The following is a 16,329-nucleotide window of genomic DNA, read 5'->3' as shown; positions in this document are numbered from 1 at the left end:
GAGGTGGAAAGTATGAAATTATTTCAACCTTCTAAGATAGTAACATCATTGCCTACACAATTTTTTGCTTCACTTGTTGCAAAAGTTAACAAAGTCGTTGCAGCTGGTCACGATGTTATTAATCTAGGTCAAGGTAATCCAGATCAACCAACACCGCAGCATATCGTAAAAGCTTTACAAGATGCTGCTGAAAAGACCATTCATCATAAATATCCGCCATTTCGCGGACACGAAAGTTTAAAAGAAGCCGTGGCAACATTCTATCAACGCGAATATGATGTAGTAGTAAATCCAAAAACAGAAGTTGCTATTTTGTTTGGTGGAAAAGCTGGATTAGTAGAATTACCACTTTGTTTTACAAACCCTGGTGATACTATTCTCGTTCCAGATCCAGGCTATCCAGATTATTTATCAGGAGTTGCTTTAGCAAAAGCACAATTTGAAACAATGCCGCTTATTGCAGAAAATAATTTTTTACCAGATTATACAAAAATTGATGCCACTACCGCTAAGCGTGCAAAGTTAATGTTTTTAAACTATCCAAATAATCCTACCGGTGCTACTGCATCAAAAGATTTCTTTGATGAAACGATTCATTTTGCTAATAAACATAATATATTAGTCATTCATGATTTTGCTTACGGTGCGATTGGATTCGATGGTCAAAAACCTGTTAGTTTCTTGCAAGCAGACGGTGCTAAAGATACAGGTATTGAAATTTACACTCTATCGAAAACTTTCAATATGGCTGGATGGCGCATCGCTTTTGCTGTGGGGAATGAAAGTGTGATTGAGACAATTAACTTATTACAAGATCATATGTATGTTAGTATTTTTGGTGCAGTTCAAGATGCTGCCCGCGAAGCACTATTAAGTTCACAGTCTTGCGTAATAGACCTTGTAAATAGTTACGAATCTCGAAGAAACGCTCTTGTTTCAGCTTGTCACTCAATTGGTTGGAATGTAGACATTCCAACAGGCTCATTCTTTGCATGGCTTCCTGTTCCGAAAGGATATACATCTGAGCAATTTTCTGATATTTTACTAGAAAAAGCACACGTTGCAGTTGCTCCTGGTGTTGGATTTGGTGAGCATGGCGAAGGGTATGTCCGTGTTGGTCTCTTGCATACAGAAGATAGATTACGAGAAGCCATTAATCGAATTGATAAATTAAATTTTTTCAAAAAGTAATTGACAACATGAAAAATATCTGACAAAATTCAGTTATCTTAAAAATTTAAACATTTCTAAATACTTCTTATCAAGAGCAGGTGGAGGGACGAGCCCGACGAAACCCGGCAACCGATCTACAATTGTAGACACGGTGCTAATTCTCGCAGCATTACGCTGACAGATAAGGAGCTGGTTGTAAAAAAACCTCTCCTTAGCTGAGAGGTTTTTTTATTTAACTAGGAGGTTTTAACAATGAGCGGAATTATAGCGACGTATTTAATCCATGATGATTCACATAACTTAGAAAAAAAAGCTGAGCAAATTGCACTCGGTTTAACAATTGGCTCTTGGACTCATTTGCCACACTTATTGCAAGAACAATTAAAACAGCATAAAGGCAACGTCATTCATGTTGAGGAATTAGCTGAACAAGAACATACCAATTCGTATTTACGTAAAAAAGTTAAACGTGGGATTATTAAAATCGAATATCCGTTATTAAACTTCAGTCCAGACTTACCAGCAATTTTAACAACTACATTCGGAAAGCTATCACTTGATGGCGAAGTGAAATTAATCGACTTAACATTTTCAGACGAGTTAAAACAGTATTTCCCTGGTCCGAAATTCGGGATAGATGGCATTCGAAATCTTTTACAAGTGCATGAGCGTCCCCTTTTAATGAGCATTTTTAAAGGAATGATCGGACGAAATATTGGGTATTTAAAAACGCAATTACGCGATCAAGCAATTGGTGGTGTAGATATAGTAAAAGATGATGAAATATTATTTGAGAATACATTAACACCACTTACGAAACGCATTGTATCTGGAAAAGAAGTTTTAGACTCAGTATATGAAACATACGGACATAAAACGTTATATGCCGTAAATTTAACAGGACGAACTTTTGATTTAAAAGAAAATGCGAAACGCGCAGTGCAAGCTGGGGCAGATATTCTATTATTTAATGTATTTGCTTACGGACTAGATGTACTACAATCACTTGCAGAAGATGATGAAATCCCAGTTCCTATTATGGCACACCCTGCTGTAAGTGGTGCTTATTCAGCATCCAAGTTATATGGAGTTTCCTCTCCATTATTACTAGGAAAGCTACTACGTTATGCTGGTGCTGACTTTTCATTATTCCCATCTCCATACGGAAGTGTTGCACTAGAAAAAGAGGAGGCTCTTGCTATCTCAAAATATTTAACTGAAGACGATGCATTTTTCAAGAAGAGTTTTTCTGTTCCGTCTGCTGGTATTCACCCTGGTTTCGTTCCCTTTATTCTACGAGATTTCGGTAAAGATGTTGTTATTAATGCTGGCGGCGGGATACATGGACATCCGAGTGGAGCGCAAGGGGGCGGTAAAGCTTTCCGTACTGCAATTGATGCTACTTTGCAAAATACACCACTCCATGAAGTAGATGACATAAATTTGCATAGTGCACTACAAATATGGGGAAATCCCTCTCATGGGGTGAAATTATGAGTATTCAAGTATTTTGTGATTTCGATGGCACGATTACAAATAATGATAACATTATGTCCATTATGGAAAAATTCGCACCACCAGAAGCCGAAGAAGTAAAGAATAGAATTTTATCACAAGAGCTGTCTGTTCAAGAAGGTGTTTCTCAATTATTTCAATTAATACCTACTAGCCTACACGATGATATGATTCAATTTTTAATAGAAACTGCTGAAATCCGTAGTGGTTTTCATGAATTTATACAATTTGTAAATGAAAATAACATTTCTTTTTACGTTATATCAGGTGGAATGGATTTCTTCGTCTATCCACTCTTACAAGGAATCATTCCAAAAGAGCAAATTTACTGTAATGAAACAGACTTTTCAAATGAATTCATTACAGTTAAGTGGCCTCATCCTTGTGATCATCATTGTCAAAATCATTGCGGATTATGCAAATCATCTTTAATCCGTAAATTAAGTGATACGAATGACTTCCATATTGTGATTGGAGATTCAATTACTGATTTACAAGCTGCGAAACAAGCAGATAAAGTATTTGCTCGTGACTTCCTTATTACAAAGTGTGAAGAGAATTATATTGCTTATACACCGTTTGAAACATTTCACGATGTTCAAACCCAATTAAAACATTTGTTGGAGGTGAAATCATGAAACAACTTTTTCGTCAATGGTATGACTTAAGCGAGATAAAAAAAGAATTAACAACACGAAATTGGTTTCCAGCAACGAGTGGTAATATTTCTATAAAGGTTAGTCATGAGCCACTTACTTTTCTTATTACAGCAAGTGGTAAAGATAAAACAAAAACTACTCCAGATGATTTTCTATTAGTAGATCATCTAGGGGTTCCCGTATTAGAGACTGAATTACGCCCTTCAGCAGAAACAATATTGCATACACATATTTATAACAATACGAATGCTGGGTGCGTACTTCATGTTCATACAACTGATAATAATGTCATCACAAATTTATATAGTGATGCAGTCACCCTTCAAAATCAAGAAATTATTAAAGCTCTCGATATTTGGGAAGAAGGTGCAACAATTCACATTCCTATTATCGAAAACCATGCCCATATCCCAACGCTTGGAGAAAACTTCCGAAAGCACATACAAGGAGATTCGGGAGCTGTATTGATCCGTAACCATGGTATTACCGTATGGGGCCGAGATAGCTTTGATGCAAAGAAAAGATTAGAAGCTTATGAGTTTTTATTCCAATTTCATATAAAACTATTATCAATTCAAGGAGGCGTTTCTAATGGCGCAAATTCGTATTCATGAAGTAAATACTCGCATCGAAAATGAAGTGGAAGTATCTAAATTTCTACAAGAGGAAGGCGTTTTATATGAGAAATGGAACATCTCTAAACTTCCTACTTATTTAAATGAAAATTATTCGTTAACAGATGAAAACAAGGCTGAAATATTAGCTGTGTTTTCAAAAGAAATCGCTGATGTTTCAGCGCGCCGAGGTTATAAAGCACATGATGTAATTTCACTTTCAAATAGCACACCTAACCTTGACGAATTATTAATTAATTTCCAAAAAGAACACCATCATACTGATGATGAAGTTCGCTTTATTGTTAGTGGTCATGGCATCTTTGCTATTGAAGGAAAAGATGGGAAATTCTTTGACGTTGAACTTGAGCCAGGCGATCTCATATCTGTTCCTGAAAATGCAAGACATTATTTTACCTTGCAAGATGATCGTCAAGTTGTAGCTATTCGTATTTTTGTTACAACTGAAGGCTGGGTTCCAATTTATTAAGGTAGTTAGTTGAATAAAAGGACTTGGATCCCCTTTTCCAACCTTTTATTCACTCTACATATATACATCCTCCTATGGAACAGGCTTATTTCCAAAAATGAAATAAGCCTGATTTTTTATTTTCTCAAGCATATGATTCCGTCTATTCCAAAACAATCTCCCCTTCTATGTTTTAAGCGAATTTTTTAACACTTTTTGAACATTTATTGAACTTTTTTTGAATTTTTTCTGAAAATTCTGTTTTGTATATGATATACTACAATTAAATAAAAAGGAAAAGAATATCGCAAACAGAGGGGGATAATCATGAGTTTACTTATCGCACTTATACTAGGGGTTACGTGTGGAGCACTTCCTGTTATTCTAGGAGCTATTATGGAAGAGTTGGAAGTTGGTGTTTTAGGTTTTGTCACATCTTGTGTAAGCGCTTTATTTTTCGGCTTATTCGGTGCTATTCCTGTTTCAATTCTGTGTGCATTTTATATAGTACGCCATGCTCGTGCAAAGCAATTCGGTCCTAATCACATCGCGCAAGTTATTCCATTCCCAATCGAACGATGCCGCCGGGCTTCTAGCTTATAATTATAAAATTAAAAATAAATAAAAGTCCTCAAATGAGGACTTTTATTTATTTTCTTCTAGAAATTGAAACAATTCTTGTAGGTGCAAGACGTCTTCACTATAGCTAACAGATACGTGACATATACCGTCAATCTCTGCTTGCATATAAAGGTCAACTCCATCTCGATCATATTTCAATGCCAAATAAAAATCCATTTCTTCTAACATCTTTTTTGAAGTTCGAATAACATAATGCCCCTTCTCATCTCTTCCATATTCGAATTCCGGCTCAAAATCATACTTTTGTTTAAAAGCTTCTTTTTGTTTTTCATTAATTTGTATACAAATTGCTCGTTGTACAGTATCAATCATCTCATCAAATTTTTGAAGATCCATCTCATTTACCCCTTTATGTATTTTTTGTATAACACTTGTGTTCCGCTATTCTCTTCCCCATCTTTTATTAACTCTTCATACAATTCCTTCGCCAAACTTAAACCTGGTACTGGTAATTGTAATTTTTCAGCCTCATCTAAAGCTATCTTCATATCTTTCATAAAGTGCTTTACATAAAACCCTGGTTCAAAATCTCCCTTTAACATTCGAGGAGCTAAGTTACTCAATGACCAACTACCTGCTGCTCCCGTTGAAATACTTTCTAATACTTTATCCGGATCTAGTCCAGCTTTTTTTGCATAAGCAACAGCTTCACATACTCCAATCATGTTAGAAGCAATCGCAATTTGATTGCACATTTTTGTATGTTGTCCACTTCCAGCTGGTCCTTGCAACTGAATGTTTGTTCCTAGTTTTTCAAATAACGGTAAACATTTTTCATATATTTCTTTTTCACCACCGACCATAATTGCGAGCCTTGCTTCTTTCGCACCAACGTCTCCTCCAGATACAGGCGCATCTAACGTATATACATTCCTACTTTTACCGGTTTCATTAATACGTTTTGCCAATGTTGGTGTAGATGTCGTGAAATCAATTGCTATCGTACCTTCATTTGCATTCTCCAAAATCCCATCTATCCCAAAGTACACTTCTTCTACATCATGTGGATATCCAACCATAGTCATTACAACATCAACTTGCTTCACTAACTCTTTCGGTGTATCACACCAATTCGCACCATCTTGCACTAAAGAGTCTGTCTTCATTTTCGTTCTATTATATACATATACTTGATAGCCGTCTTGCATTAAATGACGCACCATACTTTTTCCCATTACACCAATACCGATGAAACCTATTGATACATTTTTACGTTCCATTTTCTCATCCCCTTTGTTCTAATAAATCACTTACCATCTTTCGAAACTCATTATTAAAATCATCATCTATACTATTTTTCACATTTGAAAATAATATAACAAAAGTGCCTTTTTCTTTATTAAAATTATTGAAAGTGTTCCAACCAGATAGTACACCATGATTATGAAAATAATCCGGATATATGTAAAAACTATATGCATATTTTCGTTCTGTTGAAGGTGAAAACATCGCTTGTCTACTTTGTTCAGAAAGAAGTTTCCCATTTATAATCGCTTCGTCTAACTTCTTCATATCGCCAACTGTCGTATACATCTCACCGCATCCGTATAACCACTCCATTAACAATTTTTGTGCAGGTTCAAGTACATTCTCTTTCTTTACATATCCTTTAGTAAAATGCTGATCTCCCTGAGCCATATTTCCCATACCAGATTCATGCATTTCTGCTTTAGTAAATATATTTTCTTTTATGTAATCTCCTAAAGGTTTTTTTGATATGCTTTCTATAATATAGGCAAGCACCATATAATTATAATCTGTATATCTCCAACCTGCGCCTGGTGGAAATTCTAACTTTTGACTTCCAATCCAATTTACTAAATTTATACGAGAAGCTGCATTCACTTTCCCTTTTCCGCTTTCTGGTAAACCTGATGTGTGTGTTAACAAATGATATAAGGTGATATTTTTATCTACCGGAAAAGAGGGAATATATTTATTTACATTATCTTGAATATTTAACTTCCCTTGTTCCTGCAGCTGTAAAATAGATGTGGCCACGACTGTTTTCGTAATAGAACCGACACGATATTTTGTTTGAGGCGTATTTTCTATCTTATTTTGAACATCAGCATATCCATATCCTTTATTCAATATAACATGCTCTTTATCTGTTACTAAAACTGTTCCATTAAATTGCTTTCCTATTAAATATTGATCTAACTTTTGAGATATACTAGCATAATCAATTTGTTGTTCTTCTTTTTCTTCTATATTCTCTTGTACTTCTGATTCAATAGTAGGATTCACCTTAGTTGTTAATACAGTGCTTTCCTTTATATTGGGATTATAGAGAAAATAGTATACTCCACCACAAACTACAGCAGACAGCGAAGCCATCGTCATTATTTTTTTTATCATGTTGTTCCTCCATAATTCCTTCGTCCAAAATCCCCCCCACATTCTATTATCAAACAATAAAAAAAAATCGCAACAATTTGTTGCGAAAAATCACTTTTTTTCTTTTCTATATACACACACTTGATTTTTTCCATTTTTTTTCGCTTCATATAATGCGATATCCGCTCGTTGCATTAATTCTTCTCTTGTAATCCCTTGTTCATATAACGCGACTCCAAAACTCGCTGTTAATTTCGAAATTCCGGAGAAATGCTTTGTTTCAATGAAAAATCGTAATGATTCCGCAACCTGAAATGCTTCTTTTTCTACTGTATTCGTTACTAATATAATAAATTCTTCTCCTCCCCACCTTGCAAATACATGTTGCTGCTCCACTTTAGATTTCATAAGCTCTGCAAGCTGAATTAATGCTAAGTCACCAAAATCATGGCCATATGTGTCATTTACTGTTTTAAAATTATCTATGTCAAATAAAATAAGTGCTATTTTTTCATCGTTACGCATTGCATTATCCCATTCTGCCTCTAGTATTTGTTGGAACTTCAAACGATTATAAATCTCTGTTAACGAATCTATCATAGCAAGCCTTTCTTGTTCTTGATAGATTTCATCTAATTCTGTAATCTCTGTACACTTCACAATAAATCTTGATAAATCTTCTGGCAGTGGTGTCGCACGCAATAAAAAAGTTGACACTTCCCCTTCATAATTAGACATCTTAATTCTTCTATCATATGATAATGTATCATCTAACCATGTTATATCATGAGTTGTTGAATAGTATCCGTTTTCTCTAATAAAATGTTCAGCAAATACTAAATGTTGCTCACGATAGGCAAATAAATTTTCATATCCGAAAAACTCTAAAAAATTTGTATTACAATCAACAATCTCATCGTCTTCTACTATAAATAATAGATCATTTTGAAAATCAAACATCGTTTGAAGTAGTTCTTGTTGCAAACTTACTTGCCGCACTAAAGAAAGCTGATACAAACTCTTATTCACTTCCTCTAACACCATTTGTGGAGTCACAGGAGCTATCACAATATTACGTATTCCTAACGTAAGCACCTCTGTAAACTCACTAGTTATCTGTTGATCCCAAATGACAATAAAAGTACTCTGTGGATTATACATATTCTTTATATATTTTATTTGAGAAAAATCTGTTACATACATAATTACAATATGTGGTTTTGTTCTCTGAAACAATAATTCTCCTTCTTCAAAACTATTTGCTATAAACATACATTTTGGATGAATATTTTCTATCGTTTGTTGATGTGTGCATCCATTTTCTATATAAAGGACATTTAACTGAAGATCTTGTAATACATTTTGGAAAACCGTATTCTCTAATAAAAAATGTAGTATGTTCATCACTAGTCTTCACTCACTTCATATATCTTGTTCTACTGCATTCCTCACAAACATTTTATAAAAAGACTGTTCTCTAAATACTTTAATGAGTGAGGGATACATATTAACAAGCTAATTGAGAATGCTCTCTTCGCTTTTTCTCTATAAATTCCTTTTTTAGTGTATGATGATAGGAATTGTATCGTTTGTATGAATGCCCTAGCTTCCTCTTTAAAACTTGACAATTAAAATAAAGATATTATATTCTTAAATTCGACAACTTACAAAATGTAAGTAGAATATATTACATGTATTTTTTTATAATTTGATATGTTACTTGGAGGATATATAATGACAAACGACAACTTTTTTAATGTTCTATACGAACGCACATCTACACGTGCATTCAACCCAGAGAAAGAAATTTCATCTACAGAGTTACACGAGATTTTAAAGGGAGCTGCTCAAGCACCTTCTGCTTGGAACTTGCAGCACTGGAAATTCCTTGTATTCCAAGGTGAAGATGTACAGAAACGATTGCATCCAATTGCTTATAACCAGCAACAAATACTTGATGCTTCTGCTGTAGTCGCTATTTTAGGTGATTTAGAAGCTTATAAAAACGTTGAACCCGTTTATGGTCCAATTGTAGAACAAGGATTTATGAAAGAAGAAGCAAAAGAGCGCTTAGCTAAAAATATTGAGTCTGCATATGCTCGTGAGCAATTCCCAAGAGATGCAGCCTTTTCAAATGCATCTTTAGCAGCAATGCAACTTATGCTTGCGGCTAAAGCAACTGGCTGGGATACTTGTGCTATTGGTGGTTTCAACCCACAAGCACTTACAGAAGAATTCAATGTTTCATCTCGTTACGTACCAATTATGCTTATTACAATTGGTGAATCGACTTTAAAAGGTCATCCTGCACCACGAATGAGCGTAGAACAAGTGAGTGAATGGGCAAAATAATAAAGTGAACCTTTAATCAATGTGAGGGGCTTACTGCCTGTTAATACGGTATAAAAAAGAAACGAAGGTAATTTCATTACCTTCGTTTCTTTTTCTTCTGTCACACACCCGTAATATTACAATGTATTATTCGACATCTATACATAAAAAAATAGTAAATTTTATGCTATCCCCATACACATAAATGGCGTTTCGTGTCGAATTTTGTTAAAGCATTGAAATATAACCGTGTGTTTTTGTTACAATTATGATACAATGATAACAAATAGATAACAAGAGAGGGATTTTCATTGAGTTCATACGGAAGCTTTATCGCACTTTTAAGTTACATAGTAACTGTACTACTGTTATATTTTATTGGCGATGCTACAAACATATCAGTGTTACAATTCCCAAAAGAAGAAACGTTCCAATTAGACGCAGAAAAACATACTGCAAGATCCATTGCACCACTACTCTTAGCTCTCCCTGTATATATCATCGTTTTATATAAAAGTAAAAAAGTGTAAAGCCTACCTATTTCATTCATTTCGGTGGTCTTTACACTTTTTTGTGATATTCCCCCTATTTTAAACATCATTCCGTACTAAACACCCAGCTATTCTTTTAAAATGAGAAAATCCCCCAGAAAAAATTCCACTCTCTGTCCAGTCACTCACTACCGAACTTACATAGATTATAAGTGTGAAGGGGGTGATGAGGATTATGTTTGGATCATTTGGATGCTGTGATAACTTTAGAGACTGTCATCATCATGAAAGAGAGCACAACCATCGTGAGAAAGAGAGAGAAGAAATTAGACCACAACGACCTGCTGTATGTAACGTACTTGCAAATCTTTCTATAGGCACTGAAATTTCACTTCTTAAACTAAAAGGAAATGGAACATTCCGCAATTTAGTTTTTGAGGGGTTCTGTAACGGTATTGCTCTATTCTCTGCATTAAGAAGAGATAACGACAAAGACAACAACAAAGATGATAAGAATGGAAACAATCGTAATGACGATAGATTTGAAGGGATTCTACGTGTTTGCCCAGAAGATGTTATCGCGATTGCTCTTTAAGAGAAGTTTAATCAATAAAATCACCTAAGGTATGTGTAATAAAAAAACCTGAGACCGATTTCAAATCGGCTCAGGTTTTTTACTATTATATACTTTTAACTAATTCAACAACTTCTTCAGCAGTTGACATCATTAATGCTTTTTCTGCTAATGTTTCCATTTCTGCTTTTGACAACTTGCTTAGTTGTGTTCTTGCAGGAAGAATAGATGTTGCACTCATACTGAACTCATCTAAACCTAATCCTAATAATAATGGGATAGCAAGTGAATCTCCCGCCATCTCACCACACATACCAGCCCATTTGCCTTCTTTATGAGCCGCATCAATAACCATTTTTACAAGACGTAAAATAGATGGGTTATATGGTTGGTATAAGTAAGCTACTTGTTCGTTCATACGGTCTGCAGCCATTGTGTATTGGATTAAGTCATTTGTTCCGATAGAGAAGAAATCAACTTCTTTTGCGAATTGATCTGCTAATACTGCTGAAGCTGGGATTTCAACCATCATACCCACTTCAATAGAATCAGAAACAGTTGTACCCGCTTCTACAAGTTTCGCTTTCTCTTCTAATAAGATTGCTTTCGCTTGACGGAACTCATCAAGAGTTGCAATCATTGGGAACATAATTTTTAAGTTACCGTATACGCTAGCACGAAGTAATGCACGAAGTTGTGTACGGAACACATCTTGCTCATCAAGGCATAAGCGAATTGCACGGTATCCTAAGAATGGGTTCATTTCTTTTGGTAAATGTAAGTATGGAAGCTCTTTATCTCCACCGATGTCAAGTGTACGAACAACAACAGGTTGACCTTCTTTTACACCTTCAAGAACTGCTTTATACGCTTCGAACTGCTCTTCTTCTGTTGGAAGATTGTCACGGCCCATGTATAAGAATTCTGTACGGTATAAACCAACGCCTTCTCCGCCATTATCGATAATACCTTGTACATCATTTGGTGTTCCGATATTTGCAACAAGCTCAACGTGATGTCCATCACTTGTTACAGTAGCTTGGTCTTTTAATTTTGCCCATTCAGTTTTTTGCTCTTCAAATTTCGCTTTCTTTTCTTCAAAAGAACGAAGAGTTTCTTCTGATGGATTTACAATTACTTCTCCATCTAAACCGTCGATGATTACGATATCGCCGTTTTGGATTCTCTCCATAACAACTTTCGTACCAACAACTGCAGGAATTTCCATAGAACGAGCCATAATTGCAGAGTGAGATGTACGTCCACCGATATCAGTTGTAAAACCTTTTGCATACTTACGGTTTAACTGAGCTGTATCAGATGGTGTTAAATCTTCAGCAATGATGATTACTTCTTCAGAAATTGTACCAGGGTTTGAGAAGTTAATTCCTAGTAAATGTGCAAGAACGCGTTTTGTTACGTCACGAATGTCCGCAGCACGTTCTTTCATATATTCGTTATCCATGTTTTCAAACATAGAAATAAACATTGATGCAACTTCATCCATTGCAAATTCAGCATTTACTTTTTCACTATTTACTTTATCTTTTACTGGGTTTACTAGTTCTGGATCATTTAACACTAATAAATGTGCTTCAAAGATCGCAGCTTTATCAGCACCCAGCTCAGCAAAAGCATGGTCCTTAATTGCTTCTAATTCAGTTTTTGCTTTCTCAAGCGCAGCGTCTAAGCGTGCAATTTCAGCAGCTTCGTTTGTAATTGATTTCTTTTCGATGTTAAATTCAGGATTCTCAAGTCTGAAAGCCTTTGCAATAGCAATCCCACTTGATGCAGCGATCCCTTGAATGTTAAGAGTCATTATTCTCCTAATCCTTCGTTTTTCATAGTTTCTTCGATAGCTGCTAGTGCTTGAGCTGCATCATCACCATTTGCAGTGATTTTAATTTCTGCGTTTTGTTGAATGCCTAAAGACATAACGCCCATGATTGATTTTAAGTTAACGTTTTTTCCGTTATACTCTAAGTTAATGTCAGAACCAAATTTGCTTGCAGTGTTTACAAGTAGTGTTGCTGGACGAGCATGAATTCCTGAGTCGCTAGTTACTTTAAAGATTTTTTCCATGATAATTTATCTCCTTTAAATTACAGTATTTTTTAGTTGTATAGACGTGAGTACTACATCATCTATTGTATATAATAGGCGATGTTCGGTCAACCACATCGCCTATTATAATTATAAACATTTTGCGTCAAATTCCTACTGAATGTCAATAATAGCGTTTTCGCCCTTCTTAACATTTCCATCTTTTTTCAATTCGACTTGTTGTCCTTGTTGTAAATTCGTAAAGACAATTGGTGTAATGATAGATGGTGCATTTTCTTTTACAAATGCAAGATCTACTTTTAATAATGGTTGTCCTTGTTTCACTTTGTCGCCTTGTGCTACAAGTGCTTCAAAACCTTCACCATTTAATTTTACAGTATCAATACCGAAGTGGATTAAAATTTCTTTTCCACCTTCAGATTGAATACCAATCGCATGCTTTGTAGGGAATACGTTGACGATCTCACCGTTAACTGGAGAAACTACTGTTCCTTCTGTTGGCTCGATTGCAAATCCGTCTCCCATCATTTTTCCTGAGAATACTTGATCAGGTACTTCTGTAATCGGTAAGATTTTCCCTTCAATTGGTGATACGATTGTTTCGTTTTCATCAACTTGTTTAGGAGTTTCTTCTACCTTTACAGGCTCTTCTTTTTCAACATGAGGTGTACGACCTGACATAATATCATGAATTTGTGATTTTAATGTGTCAGATTTCGGTCCAAAAATAGCTTGAATGTTATTTCCAACTTCAAGTACACCAGCTGCTCCAAGCTCTTTTAAGCGATCTTTGTTTACATTCTTTTGTTCGTTAACTTGAACACGTAAACGAGTAATACAAGCGTCTAAAGAAGCAATGTTTTCTTTACCACCAAGTGCTACTAATACTTCACGTGGAAGTTCTCCTGCTTCTGTTTTACCTGCGCCGTCATTCGCATTTGCTACTTCACGACCAGGTGTTTTTAAATTCCATTTACGGATTGCAAAGCGGAATCCGAAGTAGTAAATAACTGCTAGTACAAGACCAACAATAATTACCCACCACCATGCTGTACGGCCTGGCAGTACACCGAATAACATAAAGTCGATTAAACCACCAGAGAATGTCATACCAATTTTAACACCTAAAATTTGCATTGTCATAAATGATAGACCAGCGAATACTGCGTGAATTCCGAATAGTACTGGTGCTACGAATAAGAATGAAAATTCAAGTGGTTCTGTAATACCTGTTAAGAAAGATGTTAATGCAGCAGATCCTAAAATACCAGCTGCTAATTTTTTATTTTCTGGACGTGCTTCATGGTACATTGCTAATGCTGCTGCTGGAAGACCGAACATCATGAACGGATACTTACCAGTTGTAAATGTACCTGCTGTTAATTCTACACCGTCTTTTAACTGTGCCATAAAGATTTTTTGGTCACCACGGATTAATTCGCCAGCTGCATTTGTATACTGACCGAATTCGAACCAGAACGGTGAATAGAAAATATGATGTAATCCAAATGGAATTAATGAACGTTCAATTAAACCGAATATGAATGCTGCTAATGTTCTATTTGCATCAATCATTTGATGTGAGAACGTATTTAAGCCACCTTGAATGTATGGCCAAATGAAACACATGATTATACCTACTACTAAAGAGAATGTTGCAGTTGCGATCGGTACGAAACGCTTACCTGCGAAGAAACCTAAGTATGATGGTAATTCAATGTTGAAGTATTTATTGTAGCAATATGCCGCTACTATACCGACGATAATACCACCAAACACTCCCGTTTGTAGCGTTGGAATTCCTAATACATTTGCATATGCTGGATCTGTAAATCCAATTTTTACTGGGTCTGCTCCAGAACTTGTTACTTTCACTAGCTTATCTACTTCTAAGAACACACTCATCGTTTTGTTCATAATTAAGTAGCCGACGAACGCTGCTAATCCAGCTACTCCGTCTCCACCAGCTAAACCAATTGCTACCCCAACTGCGAATAATAATGCAAGGTTAGCGAAAATAATATCACCAGATTGTTCCATAATTTTTGCTACCATTACGAACCAATCTGCTTTTAAAGCAGGAATAACATCTGTTAACTGTGGATTTTGAAATGCATTACCAAATCCAAGTAAAATACCTGCTGCCGGTAAAATCGCTACTGGAAGCATTAACGCTTTTCCGACTTTTTGAAGAACACCAAAGATCTTCTTAAACATGGAAACCCTTCCTCTCTTATCTATATTGATACCTTCCGACAAACGCCAAAAAGACATGAGGAAAAAAAGATAGAACGATAGCTATACAAAGGGTAGTATATCCCTTTCTCAAGCTTACATTCCTTGCTTTTCTCCACTCATGCCTGATCGAATCAGTAACACGTGTCAAAAATAGGTTTACGTATAAGTTCACTATAATTAAGGCAAACGTTTTCGTTACTTACCTTAATGTGTTTGTCGAAATTTGTATAACTTTGCAATAGTTATTATACATAACTATTGTAAGCGATTCAATGATTTTTTTTAACGTTTTCATTTTAGACAAAAATATATGTCTTTTTACACATGCTCTGCTTTCACTAAGCGCTGCAGGTGCATCGTTAAATATATGCTCTCTGCTTCATACACAGGAAGTTGCAATTCTTTTTGCATGACCTTAACTAGCTTCCAAGCTAAATTATAACAGACGGGATATTCCGCCTTTAATAAATCAGCAAAACTTTGTGATTCCTCTACTTTCTCCCCTTTTTTCACCCGTTCAATAGCATATTGTAAATGACGAATAAGGCGTAAGTAGTGGATACTTTCTTGGTCTAATGTAATTTGTAAGTTTGTCTCAATTAAAGATACAAGATGTGCAATGAGACGGGAGTTTTGATTAACTGAAGATAAATCTGAATTTGTAAGTGAACTGTAAATATGGAGTGCAATAAAACCAATTTCTCCTTCTGGCAATGTAATTTGCAAACGAGAATTTAAAAGGTCTACAACACCTTCAGCAATTTCATATTCCTCTGGATAGAGCATTTTCGTTTCAACTAAAAAAGGATTATCAATTGTAAGTCCTTGTTTTAACCGCTTAATCGCAAAAGAAATATGATCTGTTAAAGCGATATGAATATGTTCATTCAATGGTGATTTTGCTTTTTCTTGAATGTAGAACATAATATCATTCATTAATTCGATTAATTTTTCACTCACATGCGGCACTAACAGTTTGTATTGTTCACGATCACGTTCATTTTTTAAAACAAACATTTTTTCAATTTGTTCTTGCTCCAATATGTCTTTCGCTTTTTTCCCAAATCCAATTCCTTTACCGATCACTACTACTTCCTCATGTTCAGGATGGCTAGCAATGATGACATTATTATTTAAAACTTTTTTAATTTCTAGATAATTACTCATATAACACCACCCTCGTACTTAAATAGCCTGCTTTTATGTTACAGAACATTCT

Annotated in this window: 17 protein-coding genes and 1 riboswitch; of the genes, 9 read left to right on the top strand and 8 right to left on the bottom strand. The window is 35.3% G+C overall.

Translation table 11 applies throughout. From position 1 onward, the window contains the following. Window positions 1-12: 12 nt before the first annotated feature. The 6 genes from ABH961_RS12265 to ABH961_RS12240 all read left to right on the top strand — a co-directional run bounded on the left by ABH961_RS12265 (window position 13) and on the right by ABH961_RS12240 (window position 5,033). The gene (locus tag ABH961_RS12265; protein WP_098076552.1) at window positions 13-1,191 is read left to right on the top strand and encodes a pyridoxal phosphate-dependent aminotransferase; all 1,179 of its coding nucleotides are present in this window, start codon (window positions 13-15) and stop codon (window positions 1,189-1,191) included. Window positions 1,192-1,255: 64 nt separating this feature from the next. Next, a riboswitch (SAM riboswitch) is annotated at window positions 1,256-1,361 on the top strand. 64 nt (window positions 1,362-1,425) lie between these two features. Next, window positions 1,426-2,670: a 2,3-diketo-5-methylthiopentyl-1-phosphate enolase gene (gene mtnW / locus ABH961_RS12260; protein WP_064474906.1), complete on the top strand. Its 1,245-nt coding sequence runs from the start codon at window positions 1,426-1,428 to the stop codon at window positions 2,668-2,670. Continuing rightward, entirely contained in the window at window positions 2,667-3,326 is a 660-nt protein-coding gene (locus tag ABH961_RS12255; RefSeq protein WP_098076555.1) for a 2-hydroxy-3-keto-5-methylthiopentenyl-1-phosphate phosphatase, read from the top strand. Before mtnW ends, ABH961_RS12255 begins: the two co-directional genes overlap by 4 nt. After that, window positions 3,323-3,961, top strand: a complete 639-nt coding sequence (locus ABH961_RS12250) for a methylthioribulose 1-phosphate dehydratase (protein ID WP_000811328.1) — start codon at window positions 3,323-3,325, stop codon at window positions 3,959-3,961. Before ABH961_RS12255 ends, ABH961_RS12250 begins: the two co-directional genes overlap by 4 nt. Beyond that, complete coding sequence (locus ABH961_RS12245; RefSeq protein ID WP_000057324.1) at window positions 3,939-4,451, top strand: 1,2-dihydroxy-3-keto-5-methylthiopentene dioxygenase; 513 nt, start codon at window positions 3,939-3,941, stop codon at window positions 4,449-4,451. Before ABH961_RS12250 ends, ABH961_RS12245 begins: the two co-directional genes overlap by 23 nt. A 306-nt stretch (window positions 4,452-4,757) precedes the next feature. Further along, window positions 4,758-5,033 (top strand): hypothetical protein, encoded by a 276-nt coding sequence (locus ABH961_RS12240; RefSeq protein ID WP_404519445.1) that lies wholly within the window; start codon window positions 4,758-4,760, stop codon window positions 5,031-5,033. Between the two features lie 42 nt (window positions 5,034-5,075). Here the strand turns inward: ABH961_RS12240 and ABH961_RS12235 are convergent, their stop codons facing one another. The 4 genes from ABH961_RS12235 to ABH961_RS12220 form a co-directional block, all read right to left on the bottom strand. Further along, window positions 5,076-5,408: a DUF3909 family protein gene (locus tag ABH961_RS12235; protein WP_064474902.1), complete on the bottom strand. Its 333-nt coding sequence runs from the start codon at window positions 5,406-5,408 to the stop codon at window positions 5,076-5,078. Between the two features lie 5 nt (window positions 5,409-5,413). Beyond that, on the bottom strand, window positions 5,414-6,292 hold the full coding sequence (locus tag ABH961_RS12230; RefSeq protein WP_000440180.1) for an NAD(P)-dependent oxidoreductase: 879 nt from the start codon (window positions 6,290-6,292) through the stop codon (window positions 5,414-5,416). A 4-nt stretch (window positions 6,293-6,296) separates the two neighbouring features. Further along, window positions 6,297-7,433 (bottom strand): serine hydrolase, encoded by a 1,137-nt coding sequence (locus tag ABH961_RS12225; RefSeq protein ID WP_000591954.1) that lies wholly within the window; start codon window positions 7,431-7,433, stop codon window positions 6,297-6,299. Window positions 7,434-7,523: 90 nt separating this feature from the next. Beyond that, window positions 7,524-8,816, bottom strand: a complete 1,293-nt coding sequence (locus ABH961_RS12220; protein ID WP_001023200.1) for a GGDEF domain-containing protein — start codon at window positions 8,814-8,816, stop codon at window positions 7,524-7,526. Window positions 8,817-9,146: 330 nt separating this feature from the next. Here ABH961_RS12220 and ABH961_RS12215 point away from each other — a divergent pair, with 330 nt between their 5' ends. The 3 genes from ABH961_RS12215 (at window position 9,147) to ABH961_RS12205 (ending at window position 10,829) form a co-directional block, all read left to right on the top strand. Continuing rightward, the gene (locus ABH961_RS12215; RefSeq protein WP_000180385.1) at window positions 9,147-9,764 is read left to right on the top strand and encodes a nitroreductase family protein; all 618 of its coding nucleotides are present in this window, start codon (window positions 9,147-9,149) and stop codon (window positions 9,762-9,764) included. A 290-nt stretch (window positions 9,765-10,054) separates the two neighbouring features. After that, window positions 10,055-10,273, top strand: coding sequence for a hypothetical protein (locus ABH961_RS12210; RefSeq protein ID WP_000100492.1), 219 nt, complete (start codon window positions 10,055-10,057; stop codon window positions 10,271-10,273). 196 nt (window positions 10,274-10,469) lie between these two features. Beyond that, window positions 10,470-10,829 (top strand): DUF3915 family protein, encoded by a 360-nt coding sequence (locus ABH961_RS12205; RefSeq protein WP_000468021.1) that lies wholly within the window; start codon window positions 10,470-10,472, stop codon window positions 10,827-10,829. Between the two features lie 85 nt (window positions 10,830-10,914). On the opposite strand, the gene ptsP is transcribed toward ABH961_RS12205, so the two are convergent. From ptsP to glcT, 4 genes are all read right to left on the bottom strand, one after another. Next, window positions 10,915-12,627, bottom strand: coding sequence for a phosphoenolpyruvate--protein phosphotransferase (gene ptsP / locus ABH961_RS12200; protein WP_098076558.1), 1,713 nt, complete (start codon window positions 12,625-12,627; stop codon window positions 10,915-10,917). Beyond that, window positions 12,627-12,890 (bottom strand): phosphocarrier protein HPr, encoded by a 264-nt coding sequence (gene ptsH / locus ABH961_RS12195; RefSeq protein WP_000411080.1) that lies wholly within the window; start codon window positions 12,888-12,890, stop codon window positions 12,627-12,629. The genes ptsP and ptsH overlap by 1 nt, the downstream gene beginning before the upstream one ends. 135 nt (window positions 12,891-13,025) lie before the next feature. After that, window positions 13,026-15,089 carry a PTS glucose transporter subunit IIABC gene (ptsG, locus tag ABH961_RS12190; RefSeq protein ID WP_098076561.1) on the bottom strand — a complete coding sequence of 688 codons (2,064 nt, stop codon included), beginning with the start codon at window positions 15,087-15,089 and terminating at the stop codon, window positions 13,026-13,028. A 339-nt stretch (window positions 15,090-15,428) separates the two neighbouring features. Further along, window positions 15,429-16,277: a glucose PTS transporter transcription antiterminator GlcT gene (glcT, locus tag ABH961_RS12185; RefSeq protein ID WP_048546230.1), complete on the bottom strand. Its 849-nt coding sequence runs from the start codon at window positions 16,275-16,277 to the stop codon at window positions 15,429-15,431. Between the last annotated feature and the right edge of the window lie 52 nt (window positions 16,278-16,329).

It is taken from the genome of Bacillus sp. RC251, from assembly GCF_044908765.1.
Classification (GTDB): Bacteria; Bacillota; Bacilli; order Bacillales; family Bacillaceae_G; genus Bacillus_A; species Bacillus_A wiedmannii.
Note: the sequence above shows the minus strand (reverse complement) of the source record. Positions and strands in the feature narration are given on the sequence as shown.